The organism is Truepera radiovictrix DSM 17093 (assembly GCF_000092425.1).
In the GTDB taxonomy this organism is placed as follows: Bacteria; Deinococcota; Deinococci; order Deinococcales; family Trueperaceae; genus Truepera; species Truepera radiovictrix.
This window is the reverse complement of record NC_014221.1, coordinates 1,915,554-1,938,097: the sequence shown is the minus strand read 5'-3', so window position 1 is coordinate 1,938,097 and position 22,544 is coordinate 1,915,554. Positions and strand designations below refer to the sequence as shown.

Annotated in this window: 24 protein-coding genes; 21 read left to right on the top strand and 3 right to left on the bottom strand. The window is 68.9% G+C overall.

All coding sequences use genetic code 11. The features are described 5' to 3' along the window. The first annotated feature begins 86 nt into the window (after positions 1-86). From TRAD_RS08930 to TRAD_RS08920, 3 genes are all read left to right on the top strand, one after another. Entirely contained in the window at positions 87-443 is a 357-nt protein-coding gene (locus tag TRAD_RS08930; protein ID WP_013178288.1) for a response regulator transcription factor, read from the top strand. A 92-nt stretch (positions 444-535) separates the two neighbouring features. Then, positions 536-985, top strand: a complete 450-nt coding sequence (locus TRAD_RS08925; protein ID WP_013178287.1) for an RrF2 family transcriptional regulator — start codon at positions 536-538, stop codon at positions 983-985. Between the two features lie 222 nt (positions 986-1,207). Beyond that, entirely contained in the window at positions 1,208-2,341 is a 1,134-nt protein-coding gene (locus tag TRAD_RS08920) for a cysteine desulfurase family protein (RefSeq protein WP_013178286.1), read from the top strand. Between the two features lie 171 nt (positions 2,342-2,512). On the opposite strand, the gene TRAD_RS08915 is transcribed toward TRAD_RS08920, so the two are convergent. Continuing rightward, the gene (locus tag TRAD_RS08915) at positions 2,513-3,850 is read right to left on the bottom strand and encodes an ABC transporter substrate-binding protein (protein WP_013178285.1); all 1,338 of its coding nucleotides are present in this window, start codon (positions 3,848-3,850) and stop codon (positions 2,513-2,515) included. A gap of 535 nt (positions 3,851-4,385) precedes the next feature. After that, on the bottom strand, positions 4,386-5,195 hold the full coding sequence (locus tag TRAD_RS08910) for an SDR family NAD(P)-dependent oxidoreductase (protein WP_013178284.1): 810 nt from the start codon (positions 5,193-5,195) through the stop codon (positions 4,386-4,388). A 192-nt stretch (positions 5,196-5,387) separates the two neighbouring features. Between TRAD_RS08910 and ppsA the strand changes: the two genes are divergently transcribed. The 10 genes from ppsA (at position 5,388) to TRAD_RS08860 (ending at position 14,783) form a co-directional block, all read left to right on the top strand. After that, on the top strand, positions 5,388-7,790 hold the full coding sequence (ppsA, locus tag TRAD_RS08905) for a phosphoenolpyruvate synthase (protein WP_013178283.1): 2,403 nt from the start codon (positions 5,388-5,390) through the stop codon (positions 7,788-7,790). Further along, positions 7,790-8,311 (top strand): flavodoxin domain-containing protein, encoded by a 522-nt coding sequence (locus TRAD_RS08900; RefSeq protein WP_013178282.1) that lies wholly within the window; start codon positions 7,790-7,792, stop codon positions 8,309-8,311. Before ppsA ends, TRAD_RS08900 begins: the two co-directional genes overlap by 1 nt. Positions 8,312-8,328: 17 nt before the next feature. Continuing rightward, positions 8,329-8,706 (top strand): group I truncated hemoglobin, encoded by a 378-nt coding sequence (locus tag TRAD_RS08895; RefSeq protein WP_013178281.1) that lies wholly within the window; start codon positions 8,329-8,331, stop codon positions 8,704-8,706. 80 nt (positions 8,707-8,786) lie between these two features. Beyond that, a complete protein-coding gene (locus tag TRAD_RS15270) occupies positions 8,787-10,598 on the top strand; it encodes a sensor histidine kinase (RefSeq protein ID WP_013178280.1) in 1,812 nt (603 codons plus the stop codon). 145 nt (positions 10,599-10,743) lie between these two features. Next, on the top strand, positions 10,744-11,190 hold the full coding sequence (locus TRAD_RS08885; protein WP_013178279.1) for a universal stress protein: 447 nt from the start codon (positions 10,744-10,746) through the stop codon (positions 11,188-11,190). A 26-nt stretch (positions 11,191-11,216) separates the two neighbouring features. Continuing rightward, positions 11,217-12,206 carry a zinc-dependent alcohol dehydrogenase family protein gene (locus TRAD_RS08880; protein WP_013178278.1) on the top strand — a complete coding sequence of 330 codons (990 nt, stop codon included), beginning with the start codon at positions 11,217-11,219 and terminating at the stop codon, positions 12,204-12,206. Positions 12,207-12,308: 102 nt separating this feature from the next. Then, complete coding sequence (locus TRAD_RS08875; protein WP_013178277.1) at positions 12,309-12,725, top strand: CBS domain-containing protein; 417 nt, start codon at positions 12,309-12,311, stop codon at positions 12,723-12,725. 39 nt (positions 12,726-12,764) lie between these two features. Continuing rightward, the gene (locus tag TRAD_RS16520; protein WP_013178276.1) at positions 12,765-13,193 is read left to right on the top strand and encodes a DUF4342 domain-containing protein; all 429 of its coding nucleotides are present in this window, start codon (positions 12,765-12,767) and stop codon (positions 13,191-13,193) included. A gap of 36 nt (positions 13,194-13,229) precedes the next feature. Further along, complete coding sequence (locus tag TRAD_RS08865) at positions 13,230-13,898, top strand: hypothetical protein (RefSeq protein WP_013178275.1); 669 nt, start codon at positions 13,230-13,232, stop codon at positions 13,896-13,898. 3 nt (positions 13,899-13,901) lie between these two features. Next, positions 13,902-14,783, top strand: a complete 882-nt coding sequence (locus tag TRAD_RS08860; RefSeq protein WP_013178274.1) for a LiaF domain-containing protein — start codon at positions 13,902-13,904, stop codon at positions 14,781-14,783. 94 nt (positions 14,784-14,877) lie between these two features. On the opposite strand, the gene TRAD_RS15710 is transcribed toward TRAD_RS08860, so the two are convergent. Next, a protein-coding gene (locus TRAD_RS15710) for an IS5 family transposase (RefSeq protein ID WP_148221177.1) occupies positions 14,878-15,737 on the bottom strand; the annotation gives its coding sequence in 2 pieces (ribosomal slippage) (positions 14,878-15,383 and positions 15,383-15,737; 861 coding nt in all). On the opposite strand from TRAD_RS15710, the gene TRAD_RS08855 reads away from it, so the two are divergent. The 8 genes from TRAD_RS08855 to TRAD_RS08820 all read left to right on the top strand — a co-directional run bounded on the left by TRAD_RS08855 (position 15,731) and on the right by TRAD_RS08820 (position 22,433). Continuing rightward, positions 15,731-16,258 carry an RDD family protein gene (locus TRAD_RS08855; protein WP_013178273.1) on the top strand — a complete coding sequence of 176 codons (528 nt, stop codon included), beginning with the start codon at positions 15,731-15,733 and terminating at the stop codon, positions 16,256-16,258. The two genes, TRAD_RS15710 and TRAD_RS08855, sit on opposite strands and share 7 nt — an antisense overlap. Before the next feature lie 111 nt (positions 16,259-16,369). Then, positions 16,370-16,642 (top strand): PLDc N-terminal domain-containing protein, encoded by a 273-nt coding sequence (locus TRAD_RS08850; protein ID WP_013178272.1) that lies wholly within the window; start codon positions 16,370-16,372, stop codon positions 16,640-16,642. Positions 16,643-16,944: 302 nt separating this feature from the next. Then, on the top strand, positions 16,945-17,343 hold the full coding sequence (locus TRAD_RS15265; RefSeq protein ID WP_013178271.1) for a hypothetical protein: 399 nt from the start codon (positions 16,945-16,947) through the stop codon (positions 17,341-17,343). Further along, positions 17,340-17,840, top strand: coding sequence for a flavodoxin domain-containing protein (locus tag TRAD_RS08840; protein ID WP_013178270.1), 501 nt, complete (start codon positions 17,340-17,342; stop codon positions 17,838-17,840). The genes TRAD_RS15265 and TRAD_RS08840 overlap by 4 nt, the downstream gene beginning before the upstream one ends. A gap of 9 nt (positions 17,841-17,849) precedes the next feature. Continuing rightward, the gene (locus TRAD_RS08835) at positions 17,850-18,680 is read left to right on the top strand and encodes a DUF6544 family protein (RefSeq protein ID WP_013178269.1); all 831 of its coding nucleotides are present in this window, start codon (positions 17,850-17,852) and stop codon (positions 18,678-18,680) included. Positions 18,681-18,969: 289 nt separating this feature from the next. Next, the gene (locus TRAD_RS08830; RefSeq protein ID WP_013178268.1) at positions 18,970-19,692 is read left to right on the top strand and encodes an SDR family oxidoreductase; all 723 of its coding nucleotides are present in this window, start codon (positions 18,970-18,972) and stop codon (positions 19,690-19,692) included. 211 nt (positions 19,693-19,903) lie between these two features. After that, the gene (locus TRAD_RS08825; RefSeq protein WP_013178267.1) at positions 19,904-20,539 is read left to right on the top strand and encodes a response regulator; all 636 of its coding nucleotides are present in this window, start codon (positions 19,904-19,906) and stop codon (positions 20,537-20,539) included. 472 nt (positions 20,540-21,011) lie between these two features. Then, positions 21,012-22,433, top strand: coding sequence for an Ig-like domain-containing domain (locus tag TRAD_RS08820; protein WP_013178266.1), 1,422 nt, complete (start codon positions 21,012-21,014; stop codon positions 22,431-22,433). Positions 22,434-22,544 lie beyond the last annotated feature (111 nt).

Genomic DNA, 22,544 nt, shown 5'->3' with positions numbered 1-22,544 from the left:
CGCGCTCTTTACCGTACCCCCCCTTTAGCGCGCGCTGAGCTCAAGGCGCACAGACAACCCGCTGACACCCCCTTAGACTCCAAAGTGTGCGTCGCGTCCTGATCATCGAACAAGAGGGGTGGTTACGGGGGATCCTGGCCCAAGGTTTCGAACGGGATGGTTTTAGCGTTCAGGCCGTCTCTACGCCGGCTCTGGCGCTACGCGCCCTGCAGCGCTTCGCTCCGGACCTCATCGTCTGGGACCTTGACACGGAAGATCACCCGTCGCTCTGCCACCCGCTGAGCGCCTCGGGGACGCCGGTCATCTACCTCACGGCGCGCGGGGGCGCGGCGCCTTTTCCGAGCCTGCGCAAACCGTTTCGCCCCGCGCATCTGCTCTCGCTCGCCCACCTCTCCTTGCAGCTCCGGCATACCCAAAACTTCGGAATCGTTCCGATTTCTTGACGCTGCGTGGGCTGCGCCGGTATACTAAAGTGCCCCTACAGGTGCGCGCTCGGCTCTTTGTGGTAGCGCGTTGGGGGATGGGAGAGCGGGTTATGTGGATTTCGACGCGAGCACAGTACGGCATGCGGGCCCTTGTCGAGATCGCGCTGTCGGGCGAGACGACGAGCCTCAAAGTGGTGTCTGAGCGGCAGGGCATCAGCCAGCACTACCTCGAGCAGATCGTCGCGGTGCTGCGCCGCGCGGGGATCGTCGAGTCGGTGCGGGGCGCCTATGGCGGCTACCGCATGGCGCGCCCCATGCACGAGGTGACCGCCCTCGAGGTCGTCGAGCTGATGGAAGGGAGCCTCGCCCCGGTCGCTTGCATCGAGGACGAAGCCTGCTGCGAGTACACCGGCAACTGCTCGACGCAGTCGCTCTGGGAGCGGGTCGACCGCGCCGTGCGCGAGGTGCTCGGCAGCACCACCATCGGCGACCTCGTGGCCGAGCGGCAGCTTTTGCAGCTCGAGCCGCTCCCCGAACGCTTTAGCGAAGCCCCCAACTAAGCCTCTCCTGGTTGAGCTTTAGAGCGACCCGAGCGGATCGCGCAGCGCGAGGGCGCCTCGGCGGTCACGGGGAGCTTCGGTAAAAAGCGCCGCAGCTCGCGGTGGTGGCCGGGAGGCACTCGGTTGTCCTGCGGCCGCTGCGCTGCGTAGGGGCGGGCCGCGTCTTCGCGCGACGTCGGCGGTGAGCGCCTGAGCCCTGCGGCAGCGCGTTACAATCACCCCGTGAACGTCTACCTCGACTACGCAGCGACCACGCCGCTCGACCCGGCCGTGTTGGCGGCGATGCAGCGGGCGCTCGCCGAGGACTTCGGTAACCCGTCGTCGCTGCACGCCTACGGTCAGCGCGCGCGCCGCGCGGTCGAAGAGGCGCGCGAGCGGGTCGCGGCGGCGATCGGCGCCCCACCCCGCACCCTGACCTTTACCTCGGGCGCGACCGAGGCCGACAACCACGCCCTGCGCAGCTTCGCCGCGCTGCACCCCGGCAAACACATCATTACGAGCGCGCTCGAGCACTCGGCGGTGCTCGCGACCTGCCGGCTGCTCGAGGCGCAGGGGTGGCCGGTCACCTACCTCACGCCGAACGCGCGCGGCGAGATCCTCCCCGAGGCCGTCGCGGCCGCGCTACGAGACGACACCGCTTTGGTGGCGCTCATGCTCGTCAACAACGAAACGGGTGTCCTCACCGACATCCCCGCGGTGAGCGAGCTCGCTCACCGCGCGGGCGCGCGCCTCTTCTGCGACGCGGTGCAGGCGTTCGGGTCGCTACCCGTAGACGTGGGTGCTTTGGGCGTAGACATGCTCGCAATCTCGGCGCACAAAGCCTACGGACCCAAAGGCGTGGGCGCCCTTTTCGTGCGCAGCGGCCTCGAGCTGCCCCCTCTGCTCGTGGGGGGCGAGCAGGAGCGCGGGCTGCGCGCGGGGACGCTGAATGTTCCCGCCATCGTCGGTTTCGGCGAAGCGGCGACGCTCGCTAAGGAGCGCGCCGCCGACGACGCGCGCGCCCTCGGCGCGCTGCGCGACCTTCTGGAGGGGTTGTTGCTGCAGCACCCGGGCGTGCAGCGCAACGCCGCGGGGGCGCCGCGCGGTCCGAAACACCTCAACGTGCGCGTCGCGGGGGTCGACGGTGAAGACCTGCTCATGGGGCTCGACGGCGCCGGGGTGGCCGCGAGCGCGGGGTCGGCGTGCGCTGCGGGGTCGCTCGAGCCGTCGCACGTGCTCTTGGCGATGGGTCTAAGCCGCGCGGAGGCCAAAGCGAGCGTCCGCTTCTCCTTGGGCCGCGGCGTCACCGAGGCGGGGGTGCGCTTCGCCGCCGAGCGCTTCGCCGAGGTCGTGGAGCGCTGCCGCGTGGCGGTCTAGGCAGTTGGCCGGTCGCGCGCGTGCGTGAGAGGGCGCGGCAGCGGCTCGGAGTGCGCCCGCTAAAGAAGCGGTAGCGGTTTGCCGCTCCCCGCACGGGCCGCGCGGGGCCTCGCTCGCCGCAAAAAAAACCGGGCCAGTGGACTGACCCGGTTCGCTAGGGGTAGGGAGCGCTTACCTCGAGGCGACCTCTTGCGCGCCGCCGGCGACCGGCAGGCCGGTGAGCTCTTCGAGGGTGAATTCAAGCTCGCCGAGCGCCGTTTCGGCGTCGGTCGTGCCCATCAAGACGCCGTGCACGGCGGTAAAGAAAGCGCGCGAGACCTCGTTGTAGCGCGGCGCGGTCGGCGTCGAGGGGCGCGCGACGGCCGACTGGAAGACCGGCAGCAGGTCGGCAAACCACGCGTAGGGGGAACCGAGCAGCTCCTCGTCTTCGTAGAGCGCTTCGATGGTGGGGAGCAACCCCTCGTTGAGGGCGCGGTAGAGCTGGCCCTCGCGCGACGCCATAAAGCGGGCGACGTCGACCGCGACTTCGGGGTTGTTGCTGTAGCGGTTGACGCCGTACTGCCAGCCGCCCAAGGTGGCCGCGGGGGTGCCGCCCTCTTCGCCGGCGGGCAGCGTGGTGATGCCGACGTTCTCGGTCGTGACGTCGCCCTCGGCGTCGACCAAGAGGGCGTACGCATACGGCCAGTTGCGCATAAACACGGCGTTGCCGGCGGTGAAGATGCGCCTCGCGTCCTCCTCTTGAAAGCCCGTGACCGCCTGCGGCGAGATGGTGCCGACCCAACCGGCGGCCGTTTCCAGCGCGGCGATGGCTTGGTCGTTAAAGACCTCGATCTGCCCCTCTTGGCTGACGATGGTGCCGCCGCCAAACGAGGCGATCCACTCGAGCGCGTTACAGGTCAGCCCTTCGTACGCCTGACCCTGCCAGACGAAGCCAGTAAAGTCGGGGTTGTCCGCGCTCTCACCCTCCACGATGGTGCGGGCCATCTCCTCGAGCTCGGCCCAGGTTTCGGGGGGGCCGTCGAAGCCGTATTCCTCCAGCAGATCCGAGCGGTAGTACAAGAGCCCCGCGTCGGTAAAGGCGGGTATGCCCACCAAACGGCCGTCGACGGTGTTGTTCTCGACGATCGCCGGGAAGTGCGCCTGGACGTCCTCCGCAACGCCCTCGTACTCGTAGAGGTCGACGAGGTGCTCGGCAAGGTCGCCGGGCCAGATGACGTCGATCTCTAGGATGTCCGCTTCGGCCGACTGCGCCTGAAAGAACTGCAGGTACAGAGCGTAGCGGTCCGAGGCCGACTCGGGCCCCTGGATGACCTCGACGGTGACGTTGTACTCCTCGCCGCCGATGGTGTGCGGGTTGGCGTCCATGTACATCTGCGCCATCGCCTGGGTGGTCTCCATGGCGATGGCCGTGTTGCCCGCCATCCAGCGGATGGTCACGTCTTGCTGCGCGAGCGCCGAGCTACCGGCGAGGAGGAGGGCGGACGTACCGAGAAGAAGCGGTTTTTTCATGCAGACCTCGTTTCGGCGTTGGGGTTTGGGCTTAGGGGGCGCCAAAGGTTCGAGGGATCCCCACGAGGGTTGGATCTAAAAGACATCCTTTCTGCTACGCTGACCCGTAGCGGCCCGTTCGGGCGAGCGCTGCGTAGGTGCGCCGAGCGTGACCAGCGCCCCGCTTCGACGCGGTGAGTGTGCCCTTGTGGCCCCTGCAGACCGACCTAGACGTGTCACCACGGACCTCGCCCGCTGGGCTTTGCGATTAGTACGCCCCATTATAGCAGCCCGCACCCCCCGAGGCAAAACCGCCGCGGGGTAAAGCACCCGTGAGACGGTGGTGGCTTGGGGGGGCGCAGGGCAGCGTTCCAGGCGCCGGGACCTACCGGACGCGTCTATGACGACCTCTGGATCCGGTTCGTGGGGTCGGTGATCCCGAGCCGCCGTTGCGCTGCTCCGGGGCGGGCTGCACACCCGTCGGGCGAAGCGACTGACCCTGTCCCCGTACATCGCAGCAGGTCGCGCCCCGACCTCGATGTGCTTAGCAAGACGCCTAACCGAACGCCGTCTGAACGGCGCCCCCATCGACGCGGTAGTTGGACCCGTCCACAAAGCTCGCTAGGTCGGAGCACAAAAAGGCGACGACGCGCGCGACCTCTTCGGGGCGGCCGCGCCGCTTTAAGGTGATGCCGGGGCGCTCTTCGGCCAAAAAGCTCGCGACGGCCTCCTCGACGCTCACCCCGAGCTCCTTGGCGCGCTCGGCCATCATCGCGTCGGTCATGGGCGTCTCGATATAGGCGGGTGAGACGACGTTGACGTGTACGCCATCCTTGCCGTAGGCCTTGGAGAGCCCCTTGGCGAGGTTGATGATGGCGGCCTTTGCGGCGTTGTAGGGGGTCTCCTCGGTGTAAGGCTGCAGGGCGTTCTCCGAAGCGGTGAGCACGATGCGCCCGTAGCCGCGCGCGCGCATCCCGGGGATCAAGGCGCGGCAGACGCGCACCGCCCCCAGAAGGTCGACGTCGAGCGTTTCGAGCCAGTCCGCGTCGCTCAGCTCGAGAAAGTCGCCCGCCGCCCCCCGCGCCCCCGCGAGGTGCGCGAGCGCCGCCGCCCCGCCCCGTTCGTCCGCCGCCTTGAGAAGGGCCGCGACCTCCTGGGGCTTCGTGAGGTCGGCCGCGACGGCGAAGACCTCGGCGCCGGGAACGGCTTCCCTGACCTGCGCGGCGGCCCGCTCGAGCGCCCTTTCGTCGGTGTCGCTCATCAGCACGCGCGCGCCCTCCGCTGCCAGAAGCTGCGCGGTGCTCAACCCGATCCCCGAGTCCGCCCCCGTCACGACCGCCAAACGTCCGTTAAAAGCCAGGTCCATGCAGCTACTCTACCGGCCGCTCTGGCGCTTTTCTGCGCGCTGCGCCATGGTGTGTGTGCCTGTCGGAGAAACCCCGACCCTGGGGTGGGAGAGTCGCCGATGGCGCGCGCCCCGTGCGCCTCTAGGCTGGGGGTGAGGTGGGCTGCGCGCGTTCCCCGCCGAACGTTCCCGGCCCTACGGAAGGAGCCGCAGATGCGTTACGTGCGTCCCTTTAAAGAGACCAGCATCGACGACGTCCCCCTCGTCGGGGGCAAAAACGCCTCGTTAGGTGAGATGTTAAGGGAGCTCGCGAGCCTTGGCATCCGCGTACCGGACGGCTTTTCGGTCACCGCCGAGGGGTACCGAGCGTTTCTGGCCGAAAACGACCTCGAGGCGCCCATCCGCGACCTTTTGAAAGGGCTCGGGCGGGGTGACGTGGCGGACATGAGCGCGCGCGCGCAAAAGATCCGCAACCTGATCCTCGCGGGGCGTTTTCCGGCGGCACTCCAAGCGGAGATCGCGGCGGCCTACCGCGTGCTCTCGGCCGAGGTGGGGGTGCCGGAGGCTTACGTGGCGGTGCGCTCGTCGGCCACCGCCGAGGACCTGCCCAACGCCTCGTTTGCGGGGCAGCAGGAAAGCTTTCTCATGGTTCACGGCGAGGCCGAACTGCTAGCGACCGTCCGGCGCGCCTTCGCCAGCTTGTTCACCACCCGGGCGATCGGCTACCGCGAGGACATGGGTTTCGATCACCTCCAGGTGGCGCTCTCGGTCGGCGTGCAGCACATGGTCCGCAGCGACCTCGCGAGCAGCGGGGTGATCTTTACCTTAGACACCGAGACGGGTTTCCGGAACGTGGTGTTCGTCAACGCGATCTGGGGCCTGGGTGAGAACATCGTCCAGGGGCGGGTGGTGCCCGACGCCTTTTACGTGCATAAAGAGCGCCTTGAGGCGGGCTACCGCCCCTTGGTGTGGAAAAAGCTCGGCGCCAAGGAGTTTCGCCTCACCTACGACGAGAGCGCGCACCGCCTAACGAACCGGCCGACCGACCCCGAGGACCGCGCCCGCTTCTCGGTAGGTGACGACGACGTGCTCGAGCTCGCCCGCTGGGCGACCATGATCGAGCGGCACTACTCGAAAAAGCGCGGCGCGGACACCCCCATGGACATCGAGTGGGCCAAAGACGGTCTGACGGGTGAGCTCTACATCGTGCAGGCGCGGCCCGAGACGGTCCACAGCCAGGACAGCGGGCTGACCTACAAGGTCTACGACCTCAAGGAGCGAGGCCGCGTCTTGGTCGAGGGCCTAGCGGTCGGGCAGGCGGTGGCGACGGGGCGCACGCGCGTCATCGACGACCCGCGCGGGATGGCCGCCTTTAAACCGGGCGAGGTCTTGGTCACCGAGATCACCGACCCCGACTGGGAACCCATCATGAAGCTCGCTGCGGGCATCGTCACCGAGCGCGGCGGGCGGGTGTCGCACGCGGCCATCGTGGCGCGCGAGCTCGGCATCCCGGCGCTGGTGGGCGCCGCGGGCGCCTTGGAGGCGGTGCCGGACGGCGCGCCGGTGACGCTCTCGACCGTCGAGGGGGAGCTCGGGCGCCTCTACGAGGGCGAACTCCCCTACAGCGTCGAGGAGGTCGACCTAGCGGCTTTAGAGCAGCCCCGCACCCGGATGATGGTCAACCTGGGCAACCCCGAGCTGGCCTTTCGCACCGCGCAGCTGCCGGTCGCCGGGGTGGGGCTCGCGCGCATGGAGTTTATCTTCGCGAGCTGGGTCGGCGTCCACCCCCTGGCGCTCACCCGCTACGACGGGTTGCCGACGCGCGTCAAACACCAGGTCGACGCGCTGACGCAGGGTTACTCGAGCAAACCCGAGTTTTTCGTCGACAAGCTCGCCCAGGGGATCGGCACGCTCGCGGCGGCCTTTTACCCGCGCGAGGTGATCTTACGCTTTTCGGACTTTAAGACGAACGAGTACGCACACCTGTTGGGCGGCGAGCTCTTCGAACCCAAGGAGGAGAACCCGATGCTCGGCTGGCGCGGGGCGAGCCGCTACTACCACCCCGACTACAAGGAGGGTTTCATGCTCGAGCTCGCCGCCGTGCGCCGGGTCCGTGAGACCTTCGGGCTGGATAACCTCAAGGTGATGGTGCCCTTTTGCCGCACCCCCGAGGAGGGGCGGCGGGTGCTCGAGGTCATGGAGGAGGGCGGTCTGCGGCGCGGCGAGGGTGGTCTGGAGGTCTACGTGATGGCCGAGCTGCCGTCGAACATCTGGGGGGCGCGCGACTTCGCCGCGCTCTTCGACGGCTTCTCCATCGGTTCAAACGACCTCACGCAGCTCACCTTGGGTTTAGACCGCGACAGCGAGCGGGTCGCGCCGCTCTTCGACGAGCGGAACCCGGCGGTCGAGCACGCCTGCGCGCTCCTTATCGAGGCGGCGCACGCCGCCGGGCGCAAGGTCGGCATCTGCGGCCAAGCCCCCTCGGACTACCCGGACTTCGCCGCGTTCCTGGTCGCTCGCGGGATCGACTCGATCAGCCTCACCCCCGACTCGGTGCTGCGGACCCTGCCGGTCGTCTTAGACGCGGAGCGCGCGCGCGCAGAGGAGCGGGTCTGATGGCGCCGCGGGTGCTGGTGGCCTACGCGAGCCGCTACGGCGGGGTGCGGGAGATCGCCGAAGTCGTCGCCGACGCCTTGCGCGCGCGCGGCCTCGAGGTTGACGTGTACCCCGCCGACGAGGTGACGCGGGTGCGCCCCTATGACGCCGTGGTGCTCGGCAGCGGCGTGTACTTCGGGGCGTGGCTGCCGGAGGCGACCGAGCTCTTAGAGAGCTTTCAGAGCGAGCTCGCCCAGAAGCCCGTGTGGCTCTTTTCGTCGGGATCAACGGAGGCGGGGACGGAGGCGAGCGCGGCCGACACCGCCCCCCCGGAGCCCTTGGCGCCGCTTGTGGCGCTTATCCAACCGCGCGGCGTGCGGCGGTTTGCGGGCCGCGTCGAGGGGGAGAAGCTGTCGCTCGACGACTGGCTCGTCAACCCCGCGCTGCGAAGCGCCTCGGCCGACCTGCGCGACTGGGACGCCATCCGGGCGTGGGGGGCGGAGATCGCGGCGGCGCTGCTGGCGCGCCAGCAGGAGCGCTAGGCGGGAGGTTGCGGGAGATGAGCAGCCGGAGCCTTTACGACGAGCTCGGCGGCGAGCGCGCGATCGAGGGGATGGTCGAGGAGTTCTACGACCGCGTGCTCGCCGACCCCGGGTTGCACCCCTTTTTCGTCGGCGTGGAGATGGACAAGCTCCGCCGGATGCAGCGCGAGTTTTTTAGCGCGGCCCTGGGCGGTCCGGTGCGCTACACCGGGGTGCCGCTCGCGTACGCGCACCACGGCCGGGGGATCTCGCGGGAGCACTTCGCACGCTTTGTCGGGATCTTGCTCGAGACGCTGCGCGCGCACGGGGTCGGCGAGGAGGCGGCGCTCGCCATCATCGGGCGGCTCAACACCTACACTGATGAGATCGTCGGGGGACACGGGGTGACCGGTTGAGGTGCGGTGTGTCGGGGGTGCGCAGCGGCTCGGCGCTGCGCGACGCAACCCTTGTCCAGCGCTTCCGTTAGGCTAGGAGGGTGGAGGGTGAACGCGCAGCTGCTTCGGAAACGGAGGGGCGCACGTGGGCGGGGGCGCACTTCGACGCGCTCCTCGAGTCGCCCCTCGACGCGCTCTTGGTGGTCGACGCGCGCGGGCGCATCCGCCGCGTGAACGCCCGCTTGGAGGCGCTGTTGGGCTACGCCCGCGAGGAGCTCCTCGGCCACCCCCTGGACTGCCTGATTCCCGAGCGCTACCGCGCGCAGCACGCGCGCGACCAGGCGGCCTTTTTCGCGAGCCCGCGGGCGCGGCCGATGGGGAGCGGTCTGGACCTCTTCGCGCGGCATAAAAGCGGCGCGGAGATCCCCGTCGAGATCAGCTTGACGCCCCTTAGGGCCGCCGAAGGCGACCTGGTGGTGGCGGCGATACGCGACCTGCGCGAGCGCAAACGCTCGGCGGCGGAGCTCGCGCGTCTGGGGGGGGTGCTCGAGGCGTCGTTAAACGAGATCTACCTCTTCGACGCCCGCTCGCTGCGCTTTACTTTCGTCAACGAGGGGGCGCGCCGCAACCTCGGCTACACCACCGAAGAGCTGCGGGTGCGCACGCTCCTAGACCTCACGCCCCTAAGCCACGCGGAGCTAAGGGCGCTGCTCGCCCCTCTGCGCGCGGGCGCGCGGCGCAGCGCGCAGCTGCAGACGCTGCACCGCCGCAAGGACGGGAGTACCTACCCCGTCGAGGTGCACCTGCAGTACCGCCCCGAGGGCGCGCACCCCGAGACCTGCCTCGAGGCGGAGGATGCGGGCGTGTTCGTCGCCGTCGCGCTCGACATCAGCGAGCGGGTGCGGGCGCAGCAGGCGCTGCGCGAGAGCGCCCAACGCGCCGCGCTCCACGTCGAAAAGACCCCCCTGGCGGTGCTCGAGTGGCGCTTGCCGGACGGTCTGCTGCTGGCTTGGAACCCGGCGGCGGAGCGGCTTTTCGGCTACACCGCCGACGAGGCCGTCGGCAAGCTGCGCGCCGAGCAGCTGCTCGTCGACGACGACCCCGCGTTGCGGGCGCTCCTGGCCGGCCAAGTGGCGCCCACGGGGGAGCGCGGCACCTTCCGGAACCGCACCAAAGACGGGCGCCTGCTGCTCTGCGAGTGGTCGAGCGTGCTGCTCACCGACGAGGCGGGGCGCGCCACGCGGGGGGCCGCTCTGGTGATGGACGTGACCGCGCGGCAGCGGGCGCTCGAGGCCCTGTTGAGCGCCCAAGAGGAGGAGCGGGCGCGCATCTCGCGCGACCTGCACGACGGGGTCGGCCAAGCCCTGACGGCGCTCGGTCTGGGGCTCAACGCCGCGCTCGACAACCCCACCCCGGAGGCGCTCGGGGCGCTTAGGCGGCTCGTCGCCGAGACCTTGGAGGACGTGCGGCGCATCTCGCGCGACCTGCGCCCGGCGCTCTTAGACGAGTTGGGGCTCGAGGCGGCCGCGCGGCGCTTCGTCCGCGAGCTCGCCGAGAGCTCGGGGGTGAGGGTCGACCTGCTCGTGCACCTGCCGGAGCGCCTCACGCGCCAGCAGGAGATCGTGGTCTACCGCGTGCTCCAGGAGGCGCTCAACAACGTCGTGCGGCACGCGCGCGCGGCGCACGCGTCGGTGGTGCTCACCGCGACGCGCGCGCGGGTGCAGCTCACCGTCGAGGACGACGGCGTCGGCTTCGACACCAGCCGCCCCCCCACGGACGGGCACGTCGGCCTGCTGGGGATGCGCGAGCGGCTCGAGCTTTTGGGCGGCTCCTTGCGCCTCGAGAGCGCTCCCGGGCGCGGGACCACCTTGAGCGCGCGGCTGCCGCTCGGGGGCCGTGACGCGCGGACGTGACGTGCCCCGAAGCGCGCCCCGAAGCCTCCTGTCAACAGGCGTCGTAAAAACCCCGACAGCGGCGTCGGGCTTTCCGGCTTGACGCCCCCCTGGGGGCTCCCTAAGCTGTGCCTAAGCATTACGTGAGCTCAAGAGAGGAGAAGCGATGAAGCGCATGCTGATGCCGACCGACGGGAGTGCGTGCAGCGAGGCGGCGATCCGGCAGGGCCTGACGCTCGCCAAAGCCTTGGGCGCGACCGTCACCTTTTTGTACGCCCTGGAGGACCCCGCGCTGCCGATGTACGCCACCCCCGGGGCGCTCGCCTACGAACCGCAGCTCTACGAGGACCTCAAGCGCGCCGCCGAGGAGGCGCTCGCGCGCGCGCAGGTGCTCGCGCAGGAGGCGGGGGTCCCCTGCCAGGTGCAGCTCGCCGAGCGGCAGCACCCCGTGGAGGCGATTCACAAGGCCGAAGACGCGCACGACCTGGTGGTGATGGGGACGCACGGGCGGCGCGGGTTTAACCGCTTCGTGTTCGGCTCGGTCGCCGAGGGGGCGCTGCGGCGGGCCAAAAAGCCCTACCTGATGATCCGGCACCCCGAGGACGGGGCGTAAGGTAAAAGGGTCTCGTGGAAAAGACCATGCGCGCGGCCGTGCTCGAGCGGCCGCGCGCGCCACTCGCGCTGCAAGAGCGGCCGCGCCCGCAGCCGGGGCCCCACCAGGTGCTCCTCAAGGTGCGCGCCTGCGGGGTGTGCCGCACCGATCTGCACATCCTTGACGGGGAGCTGCCGCGTCCTAAGCTGCCGCTCGTGCTCGGCCACCAGATCGTCGGCGAGGTCAGCGCGTGCGGCGAGGAGGTGCGCGGGCTCGAGCTCGGCGCGCGCGTCGGGGTGCCCTGGCTCGGGTGGACCTGCGGGGGCTGCCGCTACTGCCGCGCGGGGCAGGAGAATCTCTGTGACCGCGCGCGCTTTACCGGTTACGACATAGACGGCGGCTACGCCGAGTACGCGCTCGCCGACCACCGTTTCTGCTTTCCGCTGCCCGAGGGCTTTACGGACCTCGAGGCCGCGCCGCTACTCTGCGCGGGGCTCATCGGTTACCGCGCGCTCCGCTTGGCGGGTCCCGCAGAGCGCCTGGGGCTCTACGGCTTCGGCTCCGCCGCGCACATCCTCACCCAAGTCGTGCGCGCCCAAGGGGGGGAGGTCTACGCCTTTACCCGGCCCGGCGACGCCGCGGGGCAGCGCTTCGCGCTCTCTCTCGGGGCGGCCTGGGCGGGGGGTTCGGACGAGGCGCCGCCGGAGCCGCTCGACGCCGCGATCATCTTCGCGCCCGCCGGGCCGCTCGTGGTGCGCGCGCTAGCGGCGGTGCGCAAGGGGGGCACGGTGGTCTGTGGCGGCATCCACATGAGCGACATCCCGAGCTTTCCCTACCGGCTCCTCTGGGAGGAGCGCACCGTGCGCTCGGTCGCCAACTTGACGCGCGACGACGCGCGCGCGTTTTTCGCCCTCCTCCCCACCCTCGCCTTACGCCCCCACGTGCAGGCGTTCGCGCTGGCGCAGGCCAACGAAGCGCTCGAGGCGCTGCGGGCGGGGACCCTCGAGGGTTCGGCGGTGCTGCTGCCCGCGTCCTGAGCCCGCGCGCAGGGCGTCGGTAAAACTCCGACACCCCGTCGGCATCCCTGAGGATGCGGCCGCCCCCCGGAAGCCGTAGCGTGGCTTAAGGAGGTGCGGACGATGAGTTTGCTTAATTTTGCCCGCGAGGAGGTCGTGACGACGGGGTTGCGCGCGAGCGTCCTCGAGGCGGCGGAGCTTTTAAGGGCGCGCAACGTCGGTTGCCTGGTGGTCGTCGAAGGGGGGAAGCCCTGCGGCATCCTCACGGACCGCGACATCGCGCTCAGGGTCGTCGCCGCCGGGCGCGATCCGAAAACGACTGCCGTCGAGGAGGTGATGACCCCCCGCCCGACGGTGTTAGAGGAGGAGCTCGGGCTCTTCGAGGCGCTCGAGATCATGAAAGACCGCGGCGTGCGGCGCTTTCCGGTGGTGGACCGCTACGGCCAGCTGTCGGGATTTTTTACTCTCGACGACGTGCTCTATTTGATCGGGCTCGAGCTCTCGGCGGTCGCGCGCATCATCGACCAGGGGACGCCGTAGCGCCAGCGGCGGGGTCGGACGAAGGCAGAGGAGGCGACGGTGAACACGCAGGCGGACGAAACGACGGGGAGGGCCAACGAGACCGGAACACCGGGTACCACGCAGAGCACCGCACAGGACACCAAGCAGAGCAGCACGGGGGCTACGACCCAGGCCACCACCCAGACGACCGGCGCTGCAGGGGCGAAGAAGCGCACGTGGGTCGAGGAGGTCGAGGTCGCGGGGCGCGGGCTGGTGGAACGCATAGAGGCGCTGTTACAGGAAAACAGCGCCAAGCGGGTGTTGATCAAGCGGGGTGGCAAGGAGCTCCTCAGCGTGCCGCTGACCCTAGGGGTGGTGGCGGGGGGCATCCTCACGCTGGCCGCGCCCCTGCTGGCCGCTTTGGGGGCGCTCGCGGCGCTCGTCGGTAAGGTCAAGCTCGAGGTCGTCCGCGAGGCGGCGGAACGCGGCGAACCCCCTACGCGCTAGCCAACGCTGCGCTACGGGATTTTTTCGGAGGACATCATGCACGCCCCCCGGTCACCCACCCACTCACGGCGCCTCGCCGCACTGCTCATCGGCGTCGGCGTCCTCTTTCTCGCGGCCAACCTCGGTCTGCTCGCTTGGGCGAGCGCTTGGCTCTGGGCGCTTCTCTTCCTCGGGCTCGGGGCGGCGTTCTGGCTCGTCTACCGCGAGGACCGCACCCGTTGGTGGGCGCTGTTGCCGGCGTTTGCCCTCTTCGCCCTCGGTCTCGCGACGCTCGTCCCAGGAGCGGCGTCGGGTGGCCTTTTCCTGGGGCTCATCGGGGTGGGGTTTGCCGCGCTCTACCGCGACGATCGGCGGCGCTGGTGGGCGCTCATCCCGGCTGGTGTGCTCCTGACGCTGGGTGTCGTCGCGTGGCTTGACGCTTCGGCTCTCGGGGCAGCGCTGGGGGTGGACGCGGGCGCCGCGCTCTTCCTCGGCCTCGCGGCGACCTTCGGGGTGCTCTACAGGCTGCCGGAGGGGGAGGGCAAACAGCGCTGGGCGCTCTTCCCGGCGCTCGGCTTGCTCGCGCTGGCGCTCTTCGTGCTGCTCGCCAGCGGTGGGGGCGGCCCCGCGCTGCCGCTTCTACTCATCGCCCTCGGCGCCCTCCTCCTCTGGCGCGGGCGACGCCTCCCGCCCCCGACCGAGGGGCCGGGGTCCAAGGGGGTGTAGACCGTGACGTCGCGCGTTCGTCAGCGGCCCCTGCCGCTCGTGCTCATCGGCCTGGGGTTGCTCCTCTTCTTAAACGGTGTGGGCTGGTTGCGCGTGGACGGGTGGGCGCTCCTCAACCTCTGGCCGCTCGCGCTGATCGCCGCCGGGGTGGACCTCTTGCTGGGGGGGCGCTACCGCCTCGCCGTGGTGCTCGGCGCGCTCGCGCTAGGGGCGGTGCTCGCGAGCGGGGGTGGCGCGGCGTGGCTCGGGCGCGCCGCGACCCTCGAGCGCGTCGCGCAACCGCTCGGGGGGGCGCGCTCGGCGGAGGTGCACCTTCAGACCGGGGTGAGCGCCTTGCACCTCGACACCGCCGCCGAACCCGGTCTTTTGGTCTCGGGTACGTTGCCGCTCGGGCCCAACGAGCGCGTCACGCAGCGCTTTGCGGAGCGCGGCGGGGTAGCCGTCTTTACGCTGCAGAGCGCTGCGCAGCGCGGCCTGAGCGTCCGGGGGGGCGGGCAGCCGTGGCGGCTGTCCCTCAACCCGTCCGTGCCGGTGAGGCTCAGCCTGGATACGGGGGTCGGGCGCGCCGTCCTCGAGCTAAGGGAGGCGCAGCTCTCCGGGCTCGAGGTCTCGACCGGGGTGGGGGAGACGGTGCTGACGCTGCCGCGCCGCGGGCGCTACGAGGCGGCGCTCGATACGGGCGTCGGGGCGGCGACGGTGCGCATCCCCGAGGGGGTGGCGGTGCGGCTCGAGGTGTCGCGGGGTATCGGGGCGGTGAGCGTGCGGGGGGACTTTGTTCGCGACGGCGACCTCTACCGGTCGCCGGACTACGACACCGCCGAGCACCGCGTGGACCTGCGCGTCCGCGGCGGGGTGGGCGCCATCACCGTGGAGCGAGGCGGCTGAGACCTAAAACGTAAGCTGTAACCTCGTTTCGACAAAAGGGGACACATCATGACGACCGCCACAACGCGAACCGACCTAGGGTCTGTCTGACTGATTAGAGCCAGAGGATAATGGAGGCGACAAGCACGCCCGCGAGGTAGTTCCGACCCCGCTTGTCATAGCGGGTTGCTACAGCACGAAAGTCTTTAAGTCGGTTGATGCAGCGCTCAATGACGTTGCGCCCCTTGTACGCCTTGGTATCAAAAGCAGGTGGACGCCCACCTTTGGAGCCCTTGGCGAGCCGGTGCTTTTTGGCGTCTTCTCGCTCAGGGCTGATACAGCGAATGTTCCGTCGCCTCAACCCTTGGCGCTGCTTCTTAAAGCTGTAAGCCCGGTCCAAGCGGAGCTGTGAGGGGCGCTTTCGGGGTCGCCCTCTACCTAAACGTGGTACGTGTATCTCGTCGAGCACCCGCTCCAACCAAGCGGCATCGTTGCGTTGCCCGGCGGTCACGACAAGGGACAGGGGGCGAACCTTCCCATCAGCACAGACATGAACTTTGCTGGTATGCCCGCCACGCGAGTGGCCTAACCACTCATCTGTCAAGCCCCCCTTTTTTCGCCCTCGGCGGGCCGCTTTCTCGCACCTGCAGCGCTCCGGTGGGCTTTGATGTGACTGCTGTCCAAGGCCGCTCCGTCCCAGTCAATATCGCCTGTGGCGTCGGCATGCGCTTGAAGGGCTTGTAGGATGCGCTGCCAGTCACCGCTACGTTCCCACCTCGTGAACCGGTCCCAGCAGGTTTGCCAGGCTCCGTAGCGCTCAGGAACATCTCGCCAAGGTGCTCCAGTCTTGAGCCGCCACAAAATGCCGTTGATAACTCGGCGATGGTCAACGTAGGCGTGGCCGCGTTGGGGATTCGCAGGTAAATGCGCTTTTAACGCTCGCCACTGTTTCTCGCTTAAGTCCGTCCGTGCCATGCCTTTACCCTAAAACATCAGTCAGCCCTTCTGTCAGACAGACCCTAGCTGGGATTGGGGAGCGCCTGATCGCGCTGATCCTCGACGGCCTCCTCTTGGGTGTCGTCAGCGGCCTTCTCTTCCGCTCCGACTCGCGCCTCGGCGGCGCCCTCGGTTTCGCTCTCGGCCTAGCCTACCAGTGGTACTTCCTGACGCGCCATCAGGGCCAGACACCCGGCAAGATGCTGCTTAACCTGCGGGTGGTCAAGGTGGACGGGGGTGCGCTCACGGACGCCGACGCCGTGCTGCGCTACCTCGGTTACGTGCTTAACGGGCTCGCCTTCGGGCTCGGTTGGCTCTGGGCGCTTTTTGACGCCAACCGCCAAGGTTGGCACGACAAGTTGGCGGACACGTTCGTGGTCAAGGTTGGTGAGACGCTAGGTGTCGTCGGGACCGAGGGGACGCAAGCGGGCGCCGCAGAACCGCTCAGCGCGCCCTTGAGCACCCCTAAACCCGACGGGGAGGTGAGTGATGACGGGTAGGGCAGTTTTACGAAACGTCGCTGCCGGTCTCACCCCAACGGGGTAGCGGGATTTCATCTTAGAATGTGCGAGCAGAACGTCTCTTTTTAACGTGAGAGCGTCGCTGACCAGATGATACCTGCCAAAGGACGCAAAAGCTGGCGAGACCTCTCGCTCGGCGAGCAGACCGCGACGATCCTGGGGGCTGGCGTGCAGCTCGCGCTGCTGAGCTCGGCCCTCTGGGACCTTTCGCACCGCCGTGCGGCGCAGATCCGGGGGCGGCGGAGCTTTTGGAGCGTGGCGGTCTTTGTCAACGTCGTCGGTCCCCTCGCCTATTTCGCCTGGGGTCGGCGGCGCACGCGCGACCTCGCTAGTTCGGAAAGGGGGACGCGTTTCAAAACCTAGTTGAGCACGCCGTGAGGGTACGGTCTATGAAGGTGTCGGCGGTGAGGGTGGTCGTCAAGCTCCACCCCCTCTCGTCGCCCCAACACCCTACCGACGAGGGGCTGCTGCGCCTCCGCCGCAGCTCCACCTTCTCGCGCCCTTTTAAAGCGTGTTCTACAGTCGGTAGAGGCTCCTCTGGAACATCGTGCTGACGCCTTCGAGCGCGCTTCCGCTCTCCTGTGCTCTACCGAAGTGGAGCACAGCCGTGCGGCACCCCTTAGAGACGCTGCGAGACGGTGCTGCCCACGAGAACGAGGATGGTTATGGCTAACACTAACCGCGCACCTGCCGCTAAGGCTCGCCCTGCTAGCGTCTACGTGCTCATGGCGCTGCTGCTCTTGCTAAGTGCGAACGCCCTCTTTGGCGGCTACAGCCTCCTCGCCGACCCGTCGGGAGGCGGGTTAGGGATGCCCGTTAGCCTGCTTGAGGGCAGCCTTTTTGCCGACTTTCTCATTCCAGGGCTGATTCTCTTCAGCGTTCTGGGTCTGTTCCCGCTGTTGATCATCTGGGCCCTATGGTCGAGGCCGACGTTTGGGGTTCTCAAGGGGCTCGAGCGTCTCACCCATGAGCACTGGGCGTGGGCCGGCATCGTCTTTACGGGGCTTTTGTTCGGCAACGCCGAGGCTGCAAAGCAGCCCGAGCCCAGCAGGAGGCGCACATGAAGGTTTTGGTGGTTGTCGCCAGCAAGCACGGCAGCACGCAGGAGATCGCCGAGGTCGTGGCGGAAGAGCTTGCTCTGGCGGGGCACACCGCCGAGGTCAAGGGGGCAGCGGGTGACGTGAGCGTAACGCCGTATGACGCGGTGGTCCTGGGCAGCGCCATCTATATGGGGGCTTGGCTGCCGGAGGCCAAACGCTTCGCCGAAGCGCAGCACGAGGCGCTCTCCGCGCGGCCCGTGTGGGTCTTTAGCAGCGGCCCCTTGGGGGCGGACCCGCAACCCGACAACGACCCGGCGCGGCTCGCTGCGCCCCTCGAGGGGGTCTTTGTGCGCGACCACCGCGTGTTTGTCGGCAAGCTCGAGCGGCGGGGTTTGGGGTGGGGCGAGCGGCTCATCGCGCGCGTCGTGGGGGCGCCCGAGGGCGACTTTCGGGATTGGGAGGCGGTTCGCGGCTGGGCGCGGGAGATCGCCGCCGCGCTGAGCGCCCCCGGCACCCGATAGGGGCGCGCCGTGCCGCGTAAGGGCCTCCTCACCGCGCTCGGCGTAGCCGCGCTCCCGCTCGCCGCCGGTGCGCTCGGTTTGCGGGTCAGACCCGCCCCCTTCCCGCCCTACCCCGAGGCGGAGCCGGCGCTCGGCACCGTCCCCTTGCCGGAAGGGCTGCCCGCCCCCGTAGCGCGCTTCTACCGGCGCCTCTACGGGGAGCGGGTGCCGGTGATCACCTCGGCGGTCGTCACGGGCCGGGCCAAGCTGCGCCTGGGCGGCCTCGTCTTCCCAGCGCGCTTCCGCTTCACCCACGCCGTGGGGCGGGGCTACCGGCACGACCTCGAGGTGACGCTCTTCGGCCGCCCCGTGGTGCGCCTCAGGGAGCGCTACGTAGATGGCACGAGCCGGCTCGAGCTGCCCTTTGGCGTCGTAGAGGGGCCCAAAGTGGACCAGGCCGCCAACTTGGGGGGGTGGGCCGAAGCCGTCTGGTTCCCCGCGCTTTTCATTACCGACCCGCGCGTGCGTTGGGAGGCGGTCGACGAGGCCACGGCGCTCTTGGTGGTGCCCTTCGGCGGGCTCGAGGAGCGCTTCGTGGCGCGTTTTCATCCTGAGACGGGCCTGTTGCACCTCTTGGAGGCGATGCGCTACAAAGGGGCTGCGGACGCCGCAAAAACCCTCTGGCTATGCGAAGCGCTCGTTTGGGAGGCGCTCGCGGGCCGCACGGTGCTGACAAAGAGCGCGCTCACCTGGTTCGGTGACGGCGCGCCCTGGGCGCGGTGGCAGGTCGAGGAGGTGGTTTACAACGTCGACGTGCGGGCGTCTTTGTGGGGTGAGCGGGCGACGCGCCGAGGACGGTGAAAAGGCGGTGCGCGCCCCGACCGCGCGTTCGTGAGGCGTCAAATCCTCACAAGCGCCCCTCAGAGCCTCGTAGCGCACGCGCGGCTGCGTCAGCTTTTTCCCGACAACCGCGTCAAGGTTTCGCGCACCCCAGCCCCCCGGTCGCCCGTTAGCATGAGGCGTGGCTACAGGTACGTCAAGCGGCTGAAGCTGGGGTCACCTCCCCTCTCGAGGTGTCACCGCTCGGCGCTAGGCACGGTTTCAGCATCGGCATTGGGTGAACTCATGCATGAGCATAAGGAGGTGCGGCATGCGCACACTGCGAGACAAGGTGATCTTGATAACCGGCGCGGGGGGGACCGTGGCTGGGGCGGTCGAAGCTGCCTTTCGCCGCGAGGGCGCGCAGCTCGTGCTCATCGACCGCGAGGCGGTGCGCGTCACGGGGCGGGCCCACAGCTTTAACACCCCCGCTTTCGAAGCCGACCTCAGCAGCTTTGGGAGCGCCCAAGCGGTCGTCGCACAGGCTGAAGCGCAGTTCGGGCGCGTCGACGGCCTCGTGCACCTCGTCGGCGAGGTGGTGATGGGGCGCGTCGACGAGGTGCACGAGGCCGACTTTGAGCGCGCTTTTGCGACGAACGTGCAGACGCTCTTTTACACCGTCAAGGCCGTGTTGCCCGCCCTGAGGAGGCGCGAGGAGGCCTTTATCGCCGGCATCGCCGCGGGGGAGGCGTACGGGGAGCGGGCGGCGGGCCGCAGCCTCTTCGCGGCGGCCAAGGGCGCCGTGGCGAGCTTTTTGCGCGCGCTCGACGCGGAGCTGCAGGGCAGCCATGTGGGAGTCGGGATCATCTTCCCGATGGGCACCGTCGACACGCGCACCAACCGCGCGCGGCTCTCGGAGGAGGCGGCGCGGCACCTCATCCACCCCGACGCCTTGGCGCGGGCGTTCGTGGCGGCGGCGCTGTCGGGGGAGGGGGGGACGCTGCTCGAGCTGCCCGTCTACCCGCCGCGCCTCCCGGTACGTCAGGTGGTCTAGGGCGGAGGGGGTGAGGTGCGACGTCTAGGTTCGTGATGCTCAGTCCGACCGTTGGTCTGACGCCTGGCAAGCGCGCGTGCCTCGTCGTGATCCACGGGCCACAAGCTACAGGCTACAGGCCACGACCCCCTCGACGGCTATGCGGAAGCCCAAAGGGATTAAGTCACCAGAACCCGGCTGCGATGGGGTACGGTAGAGCGTAGGGAGGGACGTGGCACAACCTCGTCTGTTTCTCGTCGATGACCACGCGGTGGTGCGTTCGGGGATCCGCCTGCTCCTCGAGGCGCACGGCGGCGCCCTCGTCGTCGGGGAGGCCGACAGCGGCGAGGCGGCGCTCGAGCGCGTCCCCGAGCTCGCGCCCGACATCGTCCTCTTGGACCTCACCCTCCCCGGGATGAACGGGATCGAGACCGCCAGGTCGCTCAAGGCGCGCCTGCCGAGCGTGCGGCTTATCGCGCTGTCGATGCACGAGGACCCGGAGTACGTGCGGGGCTTTCTCGAGGCGGGCGGCAACGGCTACGTCCCCAAAAGCGCCCTTGAGACGCAGCTGCTAGACGCCATCAGAGCGGTGTCGCGGGGGGAGTACTACGCGCCCGCGAGGCTGCTCGCCGAGCTCGCCCGCGACCTCTCCGAGAGCGGCCCCTACCGCCACGTAAGGCTGACCGAACGGGAGCGGAGCGTCCTCGCGCGTATCGCGCAGGGGTGCACCTACAAGGAGATCGCCGAAGAGCTCGGCATCAGCGACAAGACGGTGGCGACCTACCGCGAGCGCGCGGCGGAGAAGCTGGGCCTCAAGACGCGCGCCGAGTTGGTGCGCTACGCGTTGCAGCACGGGCTCATCGAGTGAGCTGCACGCCGCGGCGAGCCGGCTGCACCACTTGCCAGCTGCGCGACTTGCCAGCGTTGCGTCGTCGGCGCCGTGACCCGTCGCGTCGGTCTGCCCTTCGCGACCCGCACCCCCATCGTTTGGGGTTGGTTCGTGGGGATGCGGTGAGAACCCGCTGGCGGGTGGTTGCCAAAGGCGTGAACGAAGCCGTGGGTGCGGGAAAAGCGTGGGCGCCATCACACAAGTCTCATAGGGGTCGGGACTAGGGTAGGAAACGTCTGCAGGTGGTGTTGCGTTCGTCAGAGTTGTGCAGAGTTGACTCACCCCAAGCCAACGTAACCGCCATACCCCTTAAGCCGAGTTTCGACTTCAGAGGATGGTCTTTTATGGTCTTTTGTGAGCGTGCAACGATCTCCCGATTTTCGCCAACGACATGCGCCGACGGCTTGAAAAGTGCTTTGGCGGCCGACGCTTCAGGCGTACGGGTGGTGGCGTGAAGCGCCTCGCCGCGGCCTCTTTGGTGCTCGCTGGGCTCTCGGCGTGCACGCTTTTAGACCCGCTCGAGCTGACCGCCGACGCGCCGCAAGTCGTCACCATAGACCCGCCCAACGGCGCGTCGCAAGTGCCGCTAGACGCCGCGCTGCGCGCCGAGCTCAACCTGCCGGGGGGAGCGGTCGACCTGACCACGCTCTCGGAAGCGTCGGTGACGCTGACCGAAGAGAGCGGCGCTCCGGTCGCCGCGACGCGCACCCTGGAGGACGGCGGGAGCACCCTCGTCGTGAGCCCAGAAGCGCCCCTGCAACCCGCGACGACCTACCGCTTCAGCGTCACGAGCGCTTTGCGCGATGAGGTCGGTACCCCCTTCGAGGCCTTTACGAGCACCTTCTCGACGACCGACGAGGCGCTCGGTGACGTTGGGACGCTGACGGTTCGCAACCCCCTGGAGATCCCCTTCGATGACCGCTTGGTGCTGCACCGCATCAACGACACGAGCGGCAACTTGTGCTGGCCGCCGGACGACCCGGGTTGTGACGCCGAGGCCGAGCCGTGGGCTGATTTGGTGTACGTCGACACCGGCGTGTTGCAGCTCGAGAACACCGGCGAGGCCCCCTTGGAGCTCACCCTGACCCTCTCCTCACCGGCTGACTTTACCTTACCGGGCGGCGAGAGCGAGCTCGTCTTGGATCCGGGGGAGAGCTACGACCTGACCGTGCAGTTCATCCACGCCGGCGACGAGATGGGCATCATCGAAAGCTATCTGGAGCTCCAAGACGCGCGCGGCGCGAGCACCCAGATCGAGCTGGCGGGGATCTATCAGCTGCGCCCCGAAGGGAACCGCGAGATCTTCCTCGAGGGGATCGTCCGCGGCTTTGGCTACACGACCGAGCTCGGTACCGATGCGCGGGGCGGGTTGACGAGCACGGGGCCCGACGCGCCCTTGGCCGGCGACGAGGTGCGTTCGGCGTACTGGAGACCGCTGGACGCGAGCCTGCCCGTGCGCGTCACGCAGATCGCGGCCTTTCACTCTTGCTGCACTCAAGGGGACACCTTTGAGGCCTTTGAACAGGGCGCCTCGACGCCGCTCGTCTCGTTCCGCAACGACGGTGCCTACAGCCAGACGATCTTCCCGCTCGCCGAGGGCACAGACGAGGTCGCGCGCGCCGAGTTCGAGCCGAGTGGCCCCTTTGAGATGCGTTCGGCGAACTACAGCACCGACCCGAGCCTGGGGGCGGGTGGCGGCCGCTTCGGGTTCCGCCTCTGGCCCGCCAAAGACCGCGAAGGTGAGGTCATCCCGGGGACCTACATCGCCGCGCAAGACTACGTCTCGACTGGCGACTGCATGGAGACTCCGCTGGCCAACTGCGACTTCAACGACAACATGTACCTGATCGAGAACGTCGCGCCGGTCGACTGACGTTCTCGTGACCAAGGGCCATGGGCGGCGTGAGTAGCCGCCACGGCCCCCACACCGTTACGACACCGAGGGCGCTCCTGCCCTCGGTGTTCGCTTCGGCGTTCGCACCTC